Source organism: uncultured Tateyamaria sp. (genome assembly GCF_947503385.1).
Lineage (GTDB): Bacteria > Pseudomonadota > Alphaproteobacteria > Rhodobacterales > Rhodobacteraceae > Tateyamaria.
In genome coordinates this window covers 29,834-47,981 of the sequence record NZ_CANNDO010000012.1, presented here as the reverse complement: position 1 = coordinate 47,981, position 18,148 = coordinate 29,834, and the positions used below count along the sequence as shown (strand labels likewise).

Here is an 18,148-nt window from a genome sequence, read left to right as displayed (position 1 = left end):
GGGACGGGCAGGGGGGCGGCACCTATCACTATGCGGGCGCGCCTGTGACCTCGTGGGCCGGTTTCGCGCGCGAAACATTTGACCAAGCGGGCCGGGACGTGACCGTCACCGGCATTCCCACCGCAGACTACCCGACTCCGGCCACCCGCCCGCTTAACTCACGGCTCGATTGCAGCACGTTAGAGACTGATTTTGGCCTGAAACCTGCTGATTGGCAGGGTGATCTGGCCCGCATCCTGAAGGTAATCGCATGACCAAACGCAAAGGCATCATTCTGGCGGGCGGGTCGGGCACGCGGCTCTATCCGATCACCATGGGCGTGTCGAAACAGCTCTTGCCGATCTATGACAAGCCGATGATCTACTATCCGCTGTCGGTGCTGATGCTGGCGGGCATCCGCGAGATTTGCGTGATCACCACGCCGCAGGATCAGGACCAGTTCCAGCGCACGCTGGGGGACGGGGCGCAATGGGGGCTGTCGCTGACCTATGTGGTGCAGGCCAGCCCCGACGGGCTGGCGCAGGCCTATCTGCTGGCTGACGCGTTTCTGGACGGGGCGCCGTCCGCGATGGTGCTGGGCGACAACATCTTTTTCGGCCATGGCCTGCCTGACCGTCTGGCCGCCGCCGATGCGGTCGACACCGGCGGCACTGTGTTCGGCTACCGCGTGGCGGACCCCGAACGGTACGGCGTGGTCGATTTCGCGCCCGACGGCACGGTCAAGACCATCGTGGAAAAGCCGCCCGTGCCGCCCTCGAACTATGCAGTCACCGGGCTCTATTTCCTTGATGGCTCCGCGCCTGCGCGCGCGGCGGCCGTAACGCCGTCGGACCGGGGCGAGCTTGAGATTACGTCGCTGCTGGAGATGTATCTGGCCGATGGCCAACTGAACGTGCAGCAGATGGGGCGCGGCTATGCGTGGCTGGACACAGGCACCCACGCGTCCCTGCTGGATGCCGGGAATTTCGTGCGCACCCTGTCGGACCGGCAGGGCCAGCAGGTGGGCTGCCCCGAAGAGATCGCCTATGAGCAGGGGTGGATCGACGCCGCGCAACTGGCCGAACGCGCCGCCCTTTTCGCCAAGACGCAGTATGGGGCATATCTCAAGGGGCTACTGCCCTAGACGTTTCGCGCGCGAAACCTGCCTATGACGGGGGTTTGCGCAGATAGGCGAGGATCTGATCCCGCAGGGCAGGGGTCAGGGCCTTGCCGGAAATCTTCAGCCAATCGCCGTTGATATCCCATTCTGCTTGCACGCCTGCACGCACGTCCTTGGACATCAGCTGTGGGGGCATTTTGGCCTTGGTTTGGGTCTGTTTTGCGCTGTTCAGCGCCCGTGTCAGCGCCTCCTGCTCGGCTTCCGCGTTCTGCGGCATTGCCGCGCGCAGGGTCTGTCGCGCGCGGGTGACATAGCCTTTGTCCGCCTCCATCGCCGCCGCCATTTTCAGCCCCAGCCGTTCACCGATCAGATGCGGAAAGCGCAGATGCCCGTCAAAGGCCGCGACCAGCGGCAGGAAGGACCGGATTTTCGACCGCTTGGGCCGCGACGCGCTGGCAAAGAGGGTCAGCAGCGCCTCTTTGTCGGTGGCAAACACGCCCTGTTCCACCGCCTTGGCCGCGATGCGGGCGCGCTCAAAATAGCTCAGGCCCACGCGGATCTCGTTTTCCTCGACCATGGCCTGATAGGTTTCCGACGCCTCTTTGGGCGCGCGCAGCAGCGCCAGCACCATGCCGTCATGCTGCCCCTGTTCGGCCAGCCGCGCGATGGCCTGACAACGCCGCCAGCCCGAGATCAGGCCATATGCGCCCGGTTTAGTCTCTAATATTTCGATCGGTGTCTGTTGACCGCGGGCGGCGATGGAGGTCATCAGCGCCGCCATCTCCGCATCTTCGGCAATCACCCGGTCGCGCACAATGTGATCAAGGGCGATGTCAGCCACAGGCAGGGACAGCACCATGCGCCCCGTCGCGCGCGCCGCGCTGAGTTCACGGGTGACGTCGTGCAGCGCGGCGGTTGTGGCCGCATCAGAGGCCACATCGGCAATGGGCGCGCGGGACATCATGGATTTCGTCTCGGGGGCGGCCCCGAAGATTGCGGGGTTCGCAGGGCTGAGGCGTTTGCGTTTGGCCATGGGTCTCTCCTTTTGCGCCGCTCTGCGCGAAACGGGTTAACTCGCCTTTTCCAGAGCGTGCGTTGCGTCGCGCGCCCATGCACCGACCAGAAGCTGTTTGAACGCGGCATAGGTGGCGTCGAACGTCTCGCGCCCCCGCACATAGGTCTCGCGGTTAAAGTCGCGGTAATCGGCCTCGTAGATGCCCTGCACCTGCTCGCCGGCCTGTCCGATCAGGGCGGTGAAATCCTGCCGGTGCGGCGACAAAACAGACCCTAAATAGGCCTGCATGAGCGCGCCAAGCTCGGCCTGCTGGGTCCCGTCATAGCGGGTGATCACCGCGCGCACCGCGTCCCATTCGAACTGCAATCCCGCACGCCCCAGCGCGCGGGCGGCAATATTCTCGGCCTCTTCGATGGAGCCGAACGTGGCGTGCAACATGTCAAAGAACCGGCCCGTGCTGTCAAATTCCAGAAAGGACGCCCCAAGCGGCACCAGCAGGATATCGGCGGCCGACAGCCCGTTGATGGTGAGGTAGCCAAGGGCGGGCGGCGTGTCGAGAAACACGATGTCATAGGCGTCGAGCACGCCGTCGGCCTGTAGCGTTTCGGTCAGCGCGTCCCACAGTTTCCAGCCGCGCCCGGACATGCGCCAGACCGGGATCTGAAACTCGGCCCAGTAGAGGTTCAGCTGCGCACCGATCAGGTCGATATTGGGCCAGTGGGTGGCTTGGATAAGGTCCTGCGCCGTCACATCCAGCGCATCGGTCAGCGTGTCATCCAGCGGGGCAGGGGCCTCACCCCGGTCAAGGCGGCGCTGGTTTTCGCGGCGCAGGTGCCGGGCATAGTGGCGTGCCATCAGCGGAAAGACGGTCTGCCATTCATCGGTCACCTGCCCGCCAAAGATCGACGTCATGGAGCCTTGGCTGTCCAGATCAATCACCAGCACCTTGTAGCCATCCAGAGCGGCGGACATCGCCAGATGCGCCGCTGTGCTGGTCTTGCCCACGCCGCCCTTGAAATTCGCGACAGCCACCATTTTTGCGGGCAGGCCCTCGGGGCGGTAGGGCAGGTATTCCTTGGCCTTCGATCCCTCCTGCCCGAAATGCGCCTTGAGCCGCAGCACCTCGTCAAAGGTGAACCATTTGGCGCCGCCTTCGGTCTCGGAGGTGCCTTGCGGCAGGTCGGGGTTCTGTTTCAGCACGCGGCGGAAATGGCCCGTTGCCACCGGGATCAGGTAGCGGGTGATCTCCCATGTGGAAAAGCGGCGCAGGGTCCGGGCGGTGCCCTGTTCCATGCCACGGCTCGCCAGATCATCGCGCCCGCCCGCACAGGCCTGCGCGATCTCGGCAAAGGCCTGCGTGGTGGTGGGCGCGCCCAGCTGCGCCATCGCCGCCTCTGGATCGATGTTGAAATAGGGGGGAAGATCGGGTGAAGTGGCCTTGGGGGGCATGGGGCTGCTCTGCTCTTGGCACTTTGATGTGCGCGGTTTTTCCCAGACTACCATAAAAGTGCGCACATGGAAGGAAAGAGATTACACACACACTCTTTTCTAAGTAAATCAATGGCTTGCCTGTGTTCTGCGCGTGTTTTTCCGGGTGTTCGGATTGCACCTGTCCAAAATCCTGCTGAGTTAATTTTTGTTATTTATACGTTACGCAATCTGTGGGCTTCATCTAACACACTGAGAAATAAAAGGTTTTTTGCACTCTTTTGCAGACAGACGACTCTGATCCTCCGAAACACCGACTCTGAACCGCCGCTCAGGCGACTCTGATCCGCCGTCACTGTGCTGGACCGGGCCTGTGGATAACTCTAGGCTGAGTGTCACTGAAACCCCGAAAGAATCGGGGACAAGAACGAGCAGGCATAATGACAGACACGGCAGGGCTCTTGCCCGACCGCCATCCGATGGGCGATTTCTTCGTCTGTGATATCTTTGGGGCCGCGCCCAAGGATGATCTGGGGACGATGGAACATCCCATATTCTCGCTCTCGACCCGGCCGGATCGCCGGGTGCTGAGCTATTCGCATAACGGCACCCAAATCACCGTGACACCAAGCGTCCGGGGGCGGGCGACGATCCACGACAAGGACATCCTGATCTATTGCATCAGCCAGTTGGTGGCGGCGCTCAATGCAGGCCGCACCGTGTCGCGGCGGGTCACGCTCAAGGCGCATGATCTGCTGGTGGCCACCAACCGCGATACGGGCGGCGACAGCTATGCGCGCCTGCGCGAGGGGTTCGAGCGGCTGGCGGGCACGCGCATCACCACCAATATGGCGACCGGTGGCATCGAGACGACCAGCGGCTTTGGCCTGATTGAATCGTGGGAGATCCAGCGGCGGTCCAAGGGCGGGCGCATGGTGTCGGTGTCCGTGATGCTGTCGGAATGGCTGTTTCGCGCGGTGGAGGCGCGCGCTGTCCTCACGCTTTCCCGCGATTATTTCCGGCTGCGCAAACCGCTGGAGCGGCGGGTCTATGAGCTCAGCAGAAAACATTGCGGGCGGCAGCCGGCGTGGAAGGTGTCAGTGGCGACCCTGCACAAAAAGGCGGGCTCCGCCGCACCCGTGCGCGTGTTCCGCGCGGCCCTGCGGGCGATGATCGCGGCCAACCATCTGCCCGATTACGATCTGGAAGAAGCCCCCGGTGACATGCTGGTGGTGCGCCGCCGCACGGTGATCGAGGTGGACGCGCCGCGCCCCAGTGCCGACGCGCTGGAGGCGGCGCGGGGGCTGGCACCCGGTTGGGACGTCTATGCGCTGGAGGCCGACTGGCGCGCCTTCTGGGCCGAAACGGGCAAACAGCGCCTGACCTCGCCCGACAAGGCGTTTCTGGGCTGGGTCAAAACGCGGCCCAAACCCTGACGCAACGGCCCCCCGTCTCTGTCCCGAAAAAATCCCCCCCGGAGGGCCGATCCGCCAAGGGTGCCCCGGCCTACAGTGGCGCGTGCACAAAAGGCGGCGCAGACCCGCCCTTCAAGAACACCGCCGCCGTGTCCAGCGCCTCGCGGATGGTCACATCCATGTCGAGATAGCGATAGGTGCCCAGACGGCCCACAAAGGTCACGCCCTGCGCCTGTTCGGCCAGCGCCACATAGTCTCTAAGCAGGGCTTTTTCGCGCACTTGCCGGATCGGGTAATAGGGGATGTCCTCCGCTTCGCAGGCGCGGGAATATTCGCGGTAGAGCACCGAGCCGTCGTGATCCTCCCAGGGCGAAAAATGCTTGTGCTCGGTGATGCGGGTGTAAGGCACGTCCTCTTCACCGTAGTTCATCACCGCACAGCCCTGATAATCGCCCGCATAGGTGAAGCGCTCGAAATCCAGCGTCCGGTAGCCCAGCCGTCCCAGCCGGTGGCCAAACCAGCCATCAAGGGGGCCTGCATAGAACGTGTGGGCATAGTCGCCCACGGCATCCGGGGTCACGGGGCGCGACAGGTGCACGGTGATGGCGGGGTGGTCCAGCATCGCCTCGACCATCGCGGTATAGCCGTGTTCGGGCATCCCCTGAAACCGGTGGGCAAAATAGTTGTCGTCGTAGTTGAACCGCACCGGCAGCCGCTTGAGGATTGCGGCGGGCAGGTCTGCCGGGGACATCCCCCATTGCTTGACCGTGTAGCCGCGAAAGAACGCCTCATAGAGGTCCGGCCCCACAAAGCGCAGCGCCTGTTCCTCAAAGGTCTGCGGATCGGTGATGGAGGTGTCGGCCTGTGCCTCGATAAAGGCGCGGGCCTCGTCGGGGCGCAGGGTGCGCCCGTAAAACTGGTTGATCGTATGCAGGTTGATGGGCAGGGAAAACACCTGCCCGCGGGACGTGGTTTTGACCCGGTTCTTGTAGGGCTGAAAGTGCGCAAAGCGGTGCACGTAGTCCCAGACCTGCGCATCATCGGTGTGAAAGATATGCGGCCCATAGACATGGACCATCACGCCGGTGTCGGCATCGCGTTCGGTGTGGCAGTTGCCGGCCACATGCGCGCGCGCTTCGCAGACGGTCACGCGGTGCCCCGCTTCGGCCAGTTGCCGCGCGATTACCGCCCCCGAAAGCCCCGCGCCTATCACCAGAACTGTCATCACCCCGCCAGACTGCGCCGTTTTTGCCCCGGCGCGTTGTTGCCATCCAGATGTGACATGTGCGGCGGTCCGCGTGCAACTGGGTCGCGCCGTGGGGTCAAGCCACGGTAAAGCCACGTTTTTTGCACTTTGTTGCACCGATTTGACCAGCATGGTTCTGGTTAAGGGGGCTGTGAAATCGTAAGATAGCGGCAGGGTGAGTCCTTGTTGGTACGGTGGTGCAGGAGCATGTCGGTTGCAAAATCGCGGGGTTGGATACGGATATGCTGTCGCATGGGCGGCCTGTTTGCACTTGTGTGCGGGGTCCTCGTGATGGCCGCTGCCCCCTCCGCCGATGCCCGTCAGCGTGAATACCCGGTGGTGTCTGTCTGGTGCGACAGCGACCCGGCGATGTGCCGCGCGCTGGTGCAGGCGCTGGCCGAGACGGTCCCGGCGCGTATCTACCGCATCAACCCCAAACCCCGCCCGCCGCAGGCCTTTGACGTGCGTCTGGAACTGAGCCGCGATGGCGCAGCCCGACTGCACTGGCAGAACAACGGGGCCGGCGACATTGTCACCCGCGGTGCCCTGTCCAAGGCCGACCTTGCCCGCAAACTTGTCCAGTCCAGCCCGGCGTTGCCCGGTGCCATGGGCGCCCGACCCTGAGCCGTTTTGAAAGAGTAGGATATTTTCATGTGTACCATTTGCGCGATGACCCAGAATTTCGACACCACACGTCACGAGGATGGGGGGCCAATTTTCGAAGATGGGGTGGTTGTTCCCAACGGGGCGCTGATCCTCGAGGGTGCGGATGCCGCCGAAAGCTCTGCAACCACCTATTCGATGTCGGTGGGCGACACGTTTCAGGGCACCCTCGACAGCGCGTTTGACGAAGACTGGATCGCGGTGGACCTAGTTGCGGGCCAGTCCTACCAGATTTCGCTGAGCGGTATCGGTTCAGGAGAACTGAGCGACCCCTATCTCAGGGTCTTCAACGCCTCGAGTCAGCTTGTCACCTTCAACGATGACTATATTGGTCTGGATTCCCGGGTGACGCTGACGGCAACCTACACCGGCACTTACTATATCGAGGCTGATGCCTATTCGGCCGAGACCGGGACCTATTCGGTCGCGATTACCGAAAGCGCGCCGCCGCCGCCACCGCCACCGCCAGCGGGCACAACCGGCACAGTCGAAGAGATGGGCACGTTCCTTCTGGAAGGCACCCAAGGGTTCAGCCGGTCCTATGACACCTCTGTCTCGAACCAGATCACGGTCGACATTTCGGGCCTGACCGCCGCAGGCCAGCAACTGGCCCGCTGGGCCATGGACGCCTGGGAGATGGTTGCCAATATCGACTTTGTCATCCAGTTGGATGGTCAGGGCAACGAGATGATCACCGTCGATGACGAAGACAGCGGTGCCTTTGCCTATTATCCCAACAGCGGGTCGACCAGCATCGCGGATGGTGACAACACCAATGGTGTGGAGCTGAACGTCTCGCGCGCCTGGCTGGTCAATAGCGGCACCACGCTCGACAGCTATTCATTCCAGACCTACGTGCATGAATTCGGCCACGCGCTGGGGCTGCGGCATCAGGGCAATTACAATGGCACCGCCAGCTACCCGAGCGACGCCTATTTCACCAATGACAGCTGGCAGATGTCGGTGATGTCCTATTTCAGTCAGACCGAAAACACCTCGACCAACGCGTCCTTTGGCTATCTCGCCGGGCCGATGATGGTCGATATTTACGCCATTCAGGAACTTTATGGCGCACCGGGGTCAAGCGGTGTCACGGCGGGCAACACGACCTATGGCCGTGGCTCCAACTTGGGCAATTACCTTGACGAGATCTTCACGGCGCTGTCCACGAACAGCTCGACGACCAATGTCACCGGCAACCCCATGGCCTACACCATCTACGATCAGAGCGGCACGGACACGCTGGATCTGGGCTTTCTCGATATCTTTACCCCGGCGCGGGTCGACCTGAATGACGGCACGTTCTCGGATTTCGGTTCCCAGATCGGAATCCTCGGCATCGCCGTGGGTACGATCATCGAGAACCTCGAAACCGGGGCGGGCAATGACACCATCACCGGGAACGAGGCCAACAACAGGCTGACCTCCGGGGCGGGCAATGACCTGATCCTGTCCGGGGCGGGCAACGATACCACAAGCGGCGGGTCCGGCAACGACACGATCTATGGCGGCGGCGGCAACGACAATCTGTCCGTGTCCAGCGGCACCAACGAGGTGTTCGGCGGCGCGGGCAGCGACGCAATCACCGGCGGCACCGGCAATGACGTGCTGGGTGGCGGGTCCGGCAACGACACGATCAACGGCCTGTCCGGCAGTGATACGCTGTGGGGCTCGTCCGGCAATGACGACATCGATGGCGGCCTGAACAACGACCTGGTCGGCGCGGGCGCCAACCGGGACACCGTGGATGGCGGTCAGGGCAATGACACCCTTTATGGCGGGGGTGGTCAGGACATTGTCGACGGCGGCGACAACAACGACATCACGGGCGGCGGGTCCGGTGCCGATGTGGTGAACGGCGGTGGTGGCGACGACACGGTCTGGGGTCAGGGCGGCAATGACACCGTCTATGGTGGTCAGGGCAATGACGAAGTGTCGGGCGGCGGTCAGGGCGACCAGCTGTTCGGCCAGCAGGGCAATGACACGCTCAACGGCGGCTTTGGCAATGACACGCTGTCGGGCGGGGCGGACAATGACGTGCTGAACGGCAATTTCGGCAACGATGTGCTGACCGGTGGTCTGGGGGCCGATATCTTTGTCTTTGATGCGACGGGCACCAACACCGTCACCGATTTCGACATTGCCCAGGGCGACCGGCTGCGCCTGGACGATGCACTGTGGGGCGGTGGCCTGACCGCGGCTCAGGTGATCGACCAGTTCGCCGATGACAGCTCAGGCACGGTGGTCATCGCCGTGGGTGGCGCGACGATCACGCTGGAGGGTGTCAGCAGCGTGATCGGTCTGGACGGCGTGCTCGACATTATCTGATGCGAAACCCGCCTGCCGGCGGCGGGCTGGACGGGGGCCATTCCAAGGCTGGCCCCGGGGCGGCGGCTGCGCTATCCCCGGCGCTGTCGAGACAGAGCAAGTGGCAGGCCACGGATGACACAGACATTCCTTTTGGGTGTTGGCGCGCAAAAGGCCGGAACAACCTGGCTGTACCAGTATCTGCGCGGCCATCCCGACTGCGCGATGGGCCTGATCAAGGAACATGCAGTGCTGCAGGCGGCCTTGTCCGGCGCGGGCCTGTCGGGTCGTTTCCCGGCCAAGGCGGACGCGCTGATCGAGGCCTTGCAGGCCGCCAAGCGCGCAGAGGCGGAAGGCGGCGCGCCTGATGCCGAGGCGCAGGCCCGCCTGCTGGCGCTGATGGACAATATCGGCGGCGAGATCGACCTGTCCTGTTACCTGCGCCCCTTCGGGCGTCTTCTGGCGGCCCGGCCCGGGGCGCGGCTGACCGGGGATATCACTCCGGAATACTGCATGTTGTCGGCTGACCAGATGATCCGGGCGCGCAAGATGATTGAGACGGCGGGCTATGACCTCAAGGTAGTGTTCCTGATGCGCGATCCGCTGGAGCGGATCTATTCCGCGCTGCGCATGGCCGACCGCAACCGCCGCAACGCGGGCAAGCAGGTCCCCTTTCCCGCTGCCGAACGGTTCGACAATCAGGCCAGAGCGGACTGGGTCGAGGGGCGTACGCGCTACGAGACGATCCTGGAGGCGATCGATACGGCCTTTGACCCCGATCAGGTCTATCTGGGGTTCTACGAGACGTTCTTTACCGACGAGAGTCTGTCGGAGTTGCTGGCGTTTCTGGGCCTGTCGCACCATCCGGCGGATTTCTCGCATATGGCCAATGCATCCCCCGATGGCGGCGCCATTGCGGCGGACAAGATCGCGACGGTACGACGCTATTACGACGCGACCTACCGCGCCTGTGCGGCGCGCTTTGGCACTGCGTTCATATCGCGGATCTGGCCACACGCCTGAGCGCCGCCCAGCGTCACCCGGCGTTTTCCACATCTGCCCGTGCGGCGGCCAGCAGCCGTGTGTCGCTGGAATCAAAAGCCCGCCCCTCGAGGTCGTGTTCCAGCAGCGCCAGCACGGCAGCGGGTGTCAGCGCCTCGGGGTCGTACATCCGGCTCCAGCGCACCGGCATGTTGTCGATGCGCACCCCGTTGATCCACAGCGCGTGGCTGAGGTTCAGGTGTGGCTGCGGGGTCGCGGGCCAGTCGATCCAGCCCAGTGTGCCCGCCTCGACCGTGGTGTCCGCCGCACGGGCATAGATCCGCATCAGCGCGGGCGTGGCGATCCCCGCCTGATCTCCGATGACAAAGCCAAAGGTCGGATGCGGCCGGGCCGGAAAATCGGCAAAGAACGTGTTCTGTGTGGCGCTGGCATGGATCATGTTGCGCCAGTCAAAGGTCTGGTTGCGCGCCTCCAGCCCCTTGTCGGGGCGGATGCGCAGCACCGCGTCTACCTCAATGCCGGAGGCGTCCAGCATCGACTGGGCACCGCGGATCTTGTGGTACATTTTCTGCGGGTTGGAAAAGGCTGCAAAGGCGCCTGCTCCGTCATCCTCGATGCGCACGTGATCTTCGGGACAGTCATAGAATGCGGCCAGCTGGTGGGCTGTGACACAGTTTGCATCATCCAGTGCCGTCAGCCGTGGATAGCGGGCCTGCAACGCAAGAAAGCCCATGCTGTGGCCCACGTCCTGATAGGTCTTGAGGAACGAACCCCCGAACATGCGCCAAGCCTGTGCAGGGGTAGGGGCCTTGCGCCCGATCTTGCGCCACGTGTCCACAAAGATCACCGGTTCCACATCGCGCAGCAGGTGGTGCCGGATCAGCGGCCAAGCCTGGGTGTAGCCGCGCAGCTGGCCCGAGATGCAGACGCCGATCCGCGGGCGGCACTCCAGTGACAGGGCAGGGGCGGGTGGACGCTCCACGGGGGCGAGCACCGACAGCCCGGTGAGCCGGTCCGCCTCGGGGCGGCGCGCAAGATACCAGTCATACAACGCGGGTCTGACACTGCGCTGGCTCAGCACCAGTTGGTCCAGCACTTCGCAGGGCAGGTCGGCGGGGGCGGTGTCGGCATAGCGGTCAGGGATGGTGTCCACCCAGGCGTCCACAATCAGACGCAGCGCGGTGTTGGACTGGCCCTGATAGATCTTTTCCAGCGTCAGGATCACCTGTGGCGGGAACGCTGCCACCGCCCTGTCAAAGCTGCCGTCGATATAGAGCAGTTGCATCAGGTCGGTGGTGTCCGATGCGTGCAGCGTCCAGATCGCGTAGATTTCCGCCGGGGTGGCGGAGCTGATGGCGTCCAGCAGGGCCTGCGACGGGATGCCATCGCCCAGACCCAACTGCAGCCGCGTCAGCACCACGTTCCGGGTGGGCGGCAGGTCGTCCTGCACCGCCAGAGCCAGGGCCCGGTGCAGGGGCAGCAGGGCCGCATAGGCATGTCGGGCCGAAATATGGAGCAGCGCGTTCTTATGCGCAAATTCCATCCGTGCGCCCGGTGCGCTCGCGTGGGTCTGGGCCAGCGACAGGGCAAACAGGCGCTCAAGCCGGGGGTCGTCCCGGAACCGGTTGAGGAATTCCTGATCGTGCAGGGCGGCGGCGAGGTGGGCGTAGAATTTCGGGTGGCTGATCTGGCGGCCCCGCAGGTGCAGGCAGCCATCGGCGAACGGGCCAAAATGCTTGGCCCGGCGCAACACCTCGAGGGTCCAGACCGTGGTCGGCTTGTGGCCCTGCCCGCTGTCCCGCACCCGCTTGAGATAGGCCATGGCCAGATCGACCACGCGGGCCTGCTGTCCGTGTACGGCGGCGATGTGGCAGATCGGGGCCAGCTGGGCATCTCCGGGCGGCTGATCGGCATGGTCCAGCAGGTGCTGGACCGCCTCGGCCTGCTGGCCGTTCCCGGCCATCTGCCAAGCCGCCTGAACCACGTCTCCGGGCAGGTGGGAGGCGGCGGGCGCGCCGTTGTCCCCGGTTTCTGGCACCGTGGCCCCTGTTCGCTTGCGCAGGCCACGCACCATGCGTGCCAGCGTTGCGCGGGCCCGGCTAACCGGCATTCTTGATGTCGGCCTGCGCCGCGGCCAGCAACTGGGCGTCGGTGACATCCGGTGTGCGGTCCGCCATGTCCAGTTCCAGCAGCCCAAGCACGGCCTGCGCCGTCAGCGCCTCTGGGTCGAACATCTTGCCCCAGCGCACCGGCATCGTGTCGATGCGCACGCTGTTGATCCACAGCGCATGGCTGAGGTTGGCGTGGGCGCGGGGGGTGGCGGGCCAGTCGGACCAGCCCAGCTTGCCCGCCTCGACCGTGGTGTCCTCGGCCTGGGTATAGATATGCATCAGCTCCATCGTGGCGATGCCTGCCTGATCCCCGATCACAAAGCCCGAGGTGGGGTGCGTGCGGGCCGGGAAATCGGCAAAAAACACCCGGTCATTGTGGCTGGCATCGATCAACTGGTGCCAGTCAAAGGCGGGGGTCACGCCATCCAGGCTCTTGTCCGGGCGGATGCGCAGGGCGGCATCGACCTCGATGCCGGACGCCTCCAGCATGGCTTGGGCGCCACGGATCTTGTGATACATCTTGCGCGGGTTGGAATAGCCGGTGAACACGCCCGTCTCGTCGTCCTCAATGCGGATATGGTCGGGCGGGCAGCCATAGAAGGCGGCCAGCGTTTCCACGTCCACAGTGCTGGCATCGTCCAGCGCCGTCAGCGCCGGATAGCGCGCCTGCATCGCCTGAAAGCCCATGGCGTCGGCGGTCGACTGATAGGTCTTGAGAAAGGCACCCGAGAACATGCGCCAGGCCTGTGCGGGCGTCGGTGTCTTGCGCCCGATCTTGCGCCACGTGTCCACGAAAATCACCGGCTCCACATCCCCCAGAAGGTGGCGCATCACGGTGGGATGCGCCTGCGTGTAGCCGCGCAATTGCCCCGAGATGCAGACGCCCACGCGCGGCTTGCGGGTGAGCGACAGCGCCGGGGCGGGGAAGGTCACGCCGGGATTGAACAGCCGCAGATGGCCAAGCGCTTCGGCGTCGGGGCGGCGGGCCATGTACCAGTCGTGGATATCGGGACGGCGACCGCGGTGGATCAGCACCAGCTGGTCCAGCACATCCGTGGGCAGATCGGCGGGGGCCGTGTCCGCATAGCGGCGGGGGATGTGATCGACCCAGTCGCGCACAATCAGCCGCAAGGCGGTGTCGGGCAGCCCCGAAAAGATCTTTTCAAAGGTCAGCACCACATGCGGGGCCAGATCGCGGGCGGCGGTGTTGAAACTGCCCTCGATGTAGAACGGGCGCATCAGTTCGGCCATGCGCTCCTTGCGGATGGTCCAGACCGCGCACAGTTCCTGCGGGGTCACATCCACAAGGGCGCGCACCAGCGCGGCCCCGTCGATCCCCTCGCCCAGCCCCAGCTGCAGGCGCGCCAGAAACACGTTCTTGCTGTCGCTCAACTGGCCATCCACGGCAAGCATCAGCCGCCGGTGAATCGGGAACACCGCACTGTAAAGCTGCGGGGCGGAGGTAAAGGTGAACGCGTTCTTGAAGATGAATTCGGAGCGCACCTGATGGCCGCTGGCATGGGCCTGCTCGACCATCATGGCAAACAGCGTCTCCAGCCGCGGGTCCGTCTCGAAGGTGCGCAGAAAGGTCTCGTCATGCAGGGCCCCCGCCAGCATCACATAGAACAGCGGGATCGAAATCTGGTCCGGCGCAAAGGCAAGCGTGTGGGCCACAAAATCCTCGAACCGGCCCGCCTTGCGCAGAATTTCCAGCGCCCAGACATTGCAGTGGCGGTTTGCCCGGACCGGGGCCTGCCGGGTCAGATAGGCCTCGGCCAGCGGCAGGGCCCGCGCGTGCTGACCATGCACCGCCGACATGTGCAGGATCACCGACAGTTCGGGGTCCGCAGGCGAAGGTCCGACACGGGCAATCAGGCTCTCGACCGCTTCGGTCTGCCGCCCGGCCTGCGCTTCGGCCCAGGCCGCTCTGACGATGTCATTCCACGGGGTCATGTCACTCATTACGGTTTGACTTTCAACGGGCGCTGCGCGGGGTGAGATAGGCGTGCATCGTGGCCATCCGGTCAGCCCTCCAGCGGATCAGGTCGACACCGTCCAGAACGGTATCGCCAAGAGTAAGCGTGAAATGGATCACCGACATGTCGCCCTCCACCACGATGGAATGGGCCTGAAACGACAGGTCCGGATTGCCCTGAAACAGCCCGCCCACATAGTCCAGCACGGCCTGCTTTGGCGTCAGCGCCGTCACCTCCGGGTCGGTCAGCGCAAAATCATCGGCAAAGAACCCCGCCACCGCGTCCAGATCACAGGCGTCAAAGGCGGCCACATAGGTTTCGGTCAGGGCGCGCAGGTCGGGCATGTCAGGGCTCCATCTTGATGTCGGTGACGTTTTCAACGGGGGCGAGTGCGACGGTCTTACCCTGATCGCGCACCCCGTTGAACAGGGGGCAGACGAAAAAGAGATCGCGGAAGGTCTGGGTCTCGGCATGTTCCAGCCCATGGGCCAGCGCGCGCAGATAGGTGGGCGTATCGCGGAAAATATAGGTCCCGGCCGAGGCGTTGTCGGAAATCACGCGCTTTTCCGCGGCCTCGACAAACCGGCCCTGATCGTCCGTTGCCAGATAGCTGTAGGCCGGATTGTCCGACGGAAACGTCAGCGCGATGCCCCCCAGCCCCGGATCACCCGCCAGCGTCGCGGCGGGGTCCAGCGTCGCCTCATAAAGAATATCCGCCAGATCGACGATCAATGGCGCGGCAAAATCCGTGCCCAGCGGCAGCGCCGCCAGTGCCGACAGGGCCGCACCGCGTGTGTAGTGACTGAGAAAGGTGACCGTGGCGCCGGGATACCATTCTGCCAAAGGCCCGTCCGCAAAGGCGCGGGTCTCTGGCCGGTCCAGCAGCACAAAGCTGTAGGCGGTCACGTCCCGCGCCCAGACACGGGCGTCCAGCACATGGCGCAGGAGCGGCGCACCGTTCAAGGTCTGCAGCGCCTTGAGGCTGCCATCCCCCCGGATGAAATCCGGGCCCGCGAGGGGGACAATCACCCGCATGGGTCAGGGCGCATCGGCAGAGGCAGGTGCACCACGCGCGGCCAGAAAATCGCTCAGGTCGTCCGGTGTGCCCAGACCCGCCATGGCGTCCATCGGCACCTCGTAGACCCCGATGCGCGCCCCTGACCGGATCATGTAATTGTAGACCGGGCAGGTGTAGAATTCGCCATTCACCCGGTCATTCGCCGCCATCATATCCGCCGTGGCCGACACGAAATCGCGCCCCCGGCTGAACAGGTAAATGCCCACCGTCGCCAGATCGGAGATCGGCTTTTTCTCGGCCACTTCGGTGACCAATCCGGCCTCGTTAAGCTTGGCAAAGGACCATTTGGGGTCCTTGGTGGGGTCGCGGAACACAAGGATCGAGCCATCAAGGCCGCGCTCCAGACAGTCGGCCACGTAATCCGTCACGTCGAAATCCACCAGCTGATCGGAATTGGCCACCATCATCGGCTGGTCATTGTCGAACACGCGCCGCGCCAGCAGAACGGTGCAGGCGGTGCCTTCGGTCAGTTGCGCCACGGGTTGCGTGGCGACACCTTGGGCCTCAAAGCCGCGCACGATGTCGGGCTGCGCCTCCATATGGGCGGCGCGCAACAGCAGGGTCGCCCGCGCGCCCGTGGGCGTCACATTGTCGATCACATGGGTCAGCATCGGCTTGCCGTCCACGTCGATGAACGGTTTGGGCTTTTTCCAGCCCGCCTTGGCGAACCGGCTGCCTTCGCCTGCCGCCGGGATGATCACGTTGACCGCGCTGACCGAAGGCGGCCCATGCCGCAGGCTCGCGGCCAGATCGGTGCGTTCAAACGCGGCGATGCGTGCGGGCGCATAGAACGAATGATAGGCCCGCCCGTCGATGGGCGCGTGCATCACGTCACCGCCCGCCAGCAGCACCTCGTTGAGCGCGGACGAGATGAAGAACGTGCCATCCACATTCACATCATTGAGGATCGCGCGCTGTGCGGCCTCGATGAAATCGCGCGCGGTGCGGAAATAATACAGCCCCGCAATCGCGTGCCGCGATACCACCTTTTTCTCAAAGGTCTGGACCACCTGACCGGGGGTATCCTCGACCACGTAGGACCAGCGCGGGTGCACGGAATCAAAGGTGATCACCCCCGCGCGCGCGCCCGATTTCTCGAACCGCTCGATATGGCCCGCCAGATCCGTGTCAATAATCTGATCGCTGTTGGAGATGATCAGCGGCGCATCCAGATCCAGCGCATCAATGGCCAGCAGACACGAACACAAGGCACCGGACGTCTCGCCCAGACGTTCGACCATCTGCGCCCCCGGCCCTGCCGCCAGTTCCAGCGTCCGGTCCAGCGAGAACGACCGCGCCTCGTCCCGGTCCACAACAAAGGTAAAGGACGCGCCCGGAAACTGACGTTTGAGCTGTGTCACCACCAGTTCGGCCATGGGACGGCCCGCCACCTCGATCAGCGGCTTGGGGAAATAGAATTCCTCAATAGGGAAAAAGGCCGAACGGCCCGAAATAGGGACGAGTATCTGCATCATGCCGCCTCCACCTCTGCCACGCGCGCCTTGATCGCGTGATAGGTCACATCGTCCGGCACCCCGATCTTCATCAGGTGCCCGCCCGAGGCGATGGCCGCCTGAATGCCGTGATCATTGTCTTCGAGGATCAGGCATTCTTCGGGCTTCATGCCCAATGCGTCCATCGCCTTGAGGTACATTTCCGGGTCGGGCTTGCCCTTTGCCACGTCCTCATTCGACACCAGCATGTCGAGATAGGGATCAAGGGCCGACAGCTTCATCATGGTTTCCACCGACTGGCGGACCGAGTTGGAACAGACCGCAAGGCGGTAGCCTTCGGCCTTGAGTTTCGACAGCGCATATTGGTGGTTGAACACCGGCTTGCAGCGCATTGCGCTGATCTCGAGCGTGTAGTTTTGCTTGAGCGCGTTCATGAACCCGTGCAGCCCCTCCGGCAGGCCGCGCGCCGCACTCAGCATCTTGAGCTTTTCCCGCGTGGGTAGCCCGTCAAAGGTGGACAGGTGGCTTTCGCGGCTGATCGTATAGCCGAAATGCGCCAGCGCGCGGTTCAGCGCGTCATAGTGCCAGTCCTTGGCCTCGATCAGCACGCCGTCCATATCAAAGAGAATGGCCTTGATGGTCATGTGGATGTTCCAAACCTCTCAAACGCTGCCTGCGGCAGATCGGTACACAATTCAAAAAGCGGGTTTTCATGCAAGCCCGCGGCGGCGATCCCGTCCCAGAGCGGGGCGTGGTCGCGGCCATGCAATTCGGGCGAGACAAGCGCCGCGCGCAGGCCCCCGTCCATGACGTCCATGGCGCGGTCGATCTGGGGATAGTCGCCGTTGAAATTATCGACCCAGACGCCTGCCGCACGGGTGACAAAGGACGGCGTCGCCTCGTATTCGCTCAGGCGCGAATAGGCGGGAAAGCCGCGGCTCAGATATCCCAGCGCGTCCGGCACCGCCATGTCGAACGCATAGGCCTGATCCTGCGGCACACCCGCCGCGGCCATCACGGCAATCAGCATGTCCTGTAGCCCGTCCGCCTTGACGTTGAGCGCGAGCCTGCCGGTGTTGCCGGTGCGGATGACTTCGCCAAAGAACCACGCGGCATCCTTCAGCCCGTCTTGGTTGCGCGCAGGGTCATGGGAGACCATCAGCACACCGTCCAGATCACGAAAATCCGTCTCGATCCCAAAGCCCGCCTCAAGCGCACGGATCAGAGCGGCGGCACTGTTCTTGTCCGCAGGGTCAGACCACCAGCCGCGATGCGCAAGAATAGAAGAACGGTCCACGCGGTCGGCCTTTCCGGGCAGTCACAAACAGCCAGCACTGGCCGAGGCGGTTATGAC

At 63.9% G+C, this 18,148-nt stretch carries 16 protein-coding genes; 6 read left to right on the top strand and 10 right to left on the bottom strand.

Going from position 1 to position 18,148, the window contains the following annotated elements:
- Together Q1A85_RS21780 and rfbA are read left to right on the top strand one after the other, a co-directional pair.
- A partial coding sequence (locus Q1A85_RS21780) for a sugar nucleotide-binding protein (protein ID WP_299694848.1) occupies nt 1-254 on the top strand: 254 nt, incomplete at its 5' end.
- Entirely contained in the window at nt 251-1,123 is an 873-nt protein-coding gene (rfbA, locus tag Q1A85_RS21775) for a glucose-1-phosphate thymidylyltransferase RfbA (RefSeq protein WP_299694845.1), read from the top strand. The genes Q1A85_RS21780 and rfbA, both read left to right, overlap by 4 nt.
- A gap of 22 nt (nt 1,124-1,145) precedes the next feature.
- Here the strand turns inward: rfbA and Q1A85_RS21770 are convergent, their stop codons facing one another.
- Nucleotides 1,146-2,132: a ParB N-terminal domain-containing protein gene (locus Q1A85_RS21770; protein ID WP_299694842.1), complete on the bottom strand. Its 987-nt coding sequence runs from the start codon at nt 2,130-2,132 to the stop codon at nt 1,146-1,148.
- A 36-nt stretch (nt 2,133-2,168) separates the two neighbouring features.
- Nucleotides 2,169-3,563 carry an AAA family ATPase gene (locus tag Q1A85_RS21765; protein ID WP_299694839.1) on the bottom strand — a complete coding sequence of 465 codons (1,395 nt, stop codon included), beginning with the start codon at nt 3,561-3,563 and terminating at the stop codon, nt 2,169-2,171.
- Nucleotides 3,564-3,982: 419 nt separating this feature from the next.
- Here Q1A85_RS21765 and Q1A85_RS21760 point away from each other — a divergent pair, with 419 nt between their 5' ends.
- Complete coding sequence (locus Q1A85_RS21760) at nt 3,983-4,978, top strand: replication initiator protein A (RefSeq protein ID WP_299694836.1); 996 nt, start codon at nt 3,983-3,985, stop codon at nt 4,976-4,978.
- 70 nt (nt 4,979-5,048) lie between these two features.
- On the opposite strand, the gene glf is transcribed toward Q1A85_RS21760, so the two are convergent.
- Entirely contained in the window at nt 5,049-6,182 is a 1,134-nt protein-coding gene (gene glf, locus Q1A85_RS21755; RefSeq protein ID WP_299694833.1) for a UDP-galactopyranose mutase, read from the bottom strand.
- 273 nt (nt 6,183-6,455) lie between these two features.
- Here glf and Q1A85_RS21750 point away from each other — a divergent pair, with 273 nt between their 5' ends.
- From Q1A85_RS21750 to Q1A85_RS21740, 3 genes are all read left to right on the top strand, one after another.
- A complete protein-coding gene (locus Q1A85_RS21750; RefSeq protein ID WP_299694830.1) occupies nt 6,456-6,827 on the top strand; it encodes a hypothetical protein in 372 nt (123 codons plus the stop codon).
- A gap of 27 nt (nt 6,828-6,854) precedes the next feature.
- A complete protein-coding gene (locus tag Q1A85_RS21745; protein WP_299694828.1) occupies nt 6,855-9,194 on the top strand; it encodes a M10 family metallopeptidase in 2,340 nt (779 codons plus the stop codon).
- 114 nt (nt 9,195-9,308) lie between these two features.
- The gene (locus Q1A85_RS21740; protein ID WP_299694826.1) at nt 9,309-10,196 is read left to right on the top strand and encodes a sulfotransferase; all 888 of its coding nucleotides are present in this window, start codon (nt 9,309-9,311) and stop codon (nt 10,194-10,196) included.
- Nucleotides 10,197-10,209: 13 nt separating this feature from the next.
- Here Q1A85_RS21740 and Q1A85_RS21735 read toward each other — a convergent pair whose 3' ends face one another.
- Genes Q1A85_RS21735 through Q1A85_RS21705 form a run of 7 tightly spaced genes read right to left on the bottom strand, consistent with a single transcriptional unit; the run spans nt 10,210 to nt 18,091 of the window.
- Complete coding sequence (locus Q1A85_RS21735; protein ID WP_299694824.1) at nt 10,210-12,285, bottom strand: hypothetical protein; 2,076 nt, start codon at nt 12,283-12,285, stop codon at nt 10,210-10,212.
- Entirely contained in the window at nt 12,275-14,248 is a 1,974-nt protein-coding gene (locus Q1A85_RS21730; RefSeq protein WP_299694822.1) for a hypothetical protein, read from the bottom strand. The genes Q1A85_RS21735 and Q1A85_RS21730 overlap by 11 nt, the downstream gene beginning before the upstream one ends.
- Nucleotides 14,249-14,261: 13 nt before the next feature.
- Nucleotides 14,262-14,606 carry a nuclear transport factor 2 family protein gene (locus tag Q1A85_RS21725; protein WP_299694820.1) on the bottom strand — a complete coding sequence of 115 codons (345 nt, stop codon included), beginning with the start codon at nt 14,604-14,606 and terminating at the stop codon, nt 14,262-14,264.
- Between the two features lies 1 nt (nt 14,607).
- Complete coding sequence (locus tag Q1A85_RS21720; protein WP_299694818.1) at nt 14,608-15,297, bottom strand: hypothetical protein; 690 nt, start codon at nt 15,295-15,297, stop codon at nt 14,608-14,610.
- A 3-nt stretch (nt 15,298-15,300) separates the two neighbouring features.
- Nucleotides 15,301-16,815, bottom strand: coding sequence for a glycosyltransferase family 2 protein (locus Q1A85_RS21715; protein WP_299694816.1), 1,515 nt, complete (start codon nt 16,813-16,815; stop codon nt 15,301-15,303).
- Nucleotides 16,812-17,438: an HAD family phosphatase gene (locus Q1A85_RS21710; RefSeq protein WP_299694815.1), complete on the bottom strand. Its 627-nt coding sequence runs from the start codon at nt 17,436-17,438 to the stop codon at nt 16,812-16,814. The genes Q1A85_RS21715 and Q1A85_RS21710 overlap by 4 nt, the downstream gene beginning before the upstream one ends.
- Nucleotides 17,435-18,091 (bottom strand): hypothetical protein, encoded by a 657-nt coding sequence (locus Q1A85_RS21705; RefSeq protein ID WP_299694813.1) that lies wholly within the window; start codon nt 18,089-18,091, stop codon nt 17,435-17,437. The genes Q1A85_RS21710 and Q1A85_RS21705 overlap by 4 nt, the downstream gene beginning before the upstream one ends.
- Between the last annotated feature and the right edge of the window lie 57 nt (nt 18,092-18,148).

Coding starts and splice junctions, on each gene's coding strand:
- rfbA (WP_299694845.1), top strand. CDS start 251: ATGACCAAACGCAAAGGCATCATTCTGGCGGGCGGGTCGGGCACGCGG.
- Q1A85_RS21770 (WP_299694842.1), bottom strand. CDS start 2,132: ATGGCCAAACGCAAACGCCTCAGCCCTGCGAACCCCGCAATCTTCGGG.
- Q1A85_RS21765 (WP_299694839.1), bottom strand. CDS start 3,563: ATGCCCCCCAAGGCCACTTCACCCGATCTTCCCCCCTATTTCAACATC.
- Q1A85_RS21760 (WP_299694836.1), top strand. CDS start 3,983: ATGACAGACACGGCAGGGCTCTTGCCCGACCGCCATCCGATGGGCGAT.
- glf (WP_299694833.1), bottom strand. CDS start 6,182: ATGACAGTTCTGGTGATAGGCGCGGGGCTTTCGGGGGCGGTAATCGCG.
- Q1A85_RS21750 (WP_299694830.1), top strand. CDS start 6,456: ATGGGCGGCCTGTTTGCACTTGTGTGCGGGGTCCTCGTGATGGCCGCT.
- Q1A85_RS21745 (WP_299694828.1), top strand. CDS start 6,855: ATGTGTACCATTTGCGCGATGACCCAGAATTTCGACACCACACGTCAC.
- Q1A85_RS21740 (WP_299694826.1), top strand. CDS start 9,309: ATGACACAGACATTCCTTTTGGGTGTTGGCGCGCAAAAGGCCGGAACA.
- Q1A85_RS21735 (WP_299694824.1), bottom strand. CDS start 12,285: ATGCCGGTTAGCCGGGCCCGCGCAACGCTGGCACGCATGGTGCGTGGC.
- Q1A85_RS21730 (WP_299694822.1), bottom strand. CDS start 14,248: ATGAGTGACATGACCCCGTGGAATGACATCGTCAGAGCGGCCTGGGCC.
- Q1A85_RS21725 (WP_299694820.1), bottom strand. CDS start 14,606: ATGCCCGACCTGCGCGCCCTGACCGAAACCTATGTGGCCGCCTTTGAC.
- Q1A85_RS21720 (WP_299694818.1), bottom strand. CDS start 15,297: ATGCGGGTGATTGTCCCCCTCGCGGGCCCGGATTTCATCCGGGGGGAT.
- Q1A85_RS21715 (WP_299694816.1), bottom strand. CDS start 16,815: ATGATGCAGATACTCGTCCCTATTTCGGGCCGTTCGGCCTTTTTCCCT.
- Q1A85_RS21710 (WP_299694815.1), bottom strand. CDS start 17,438: ATGACCATCAAGGCCATTCTCTTTGATATGGACGGCGTGCTGATCGAG.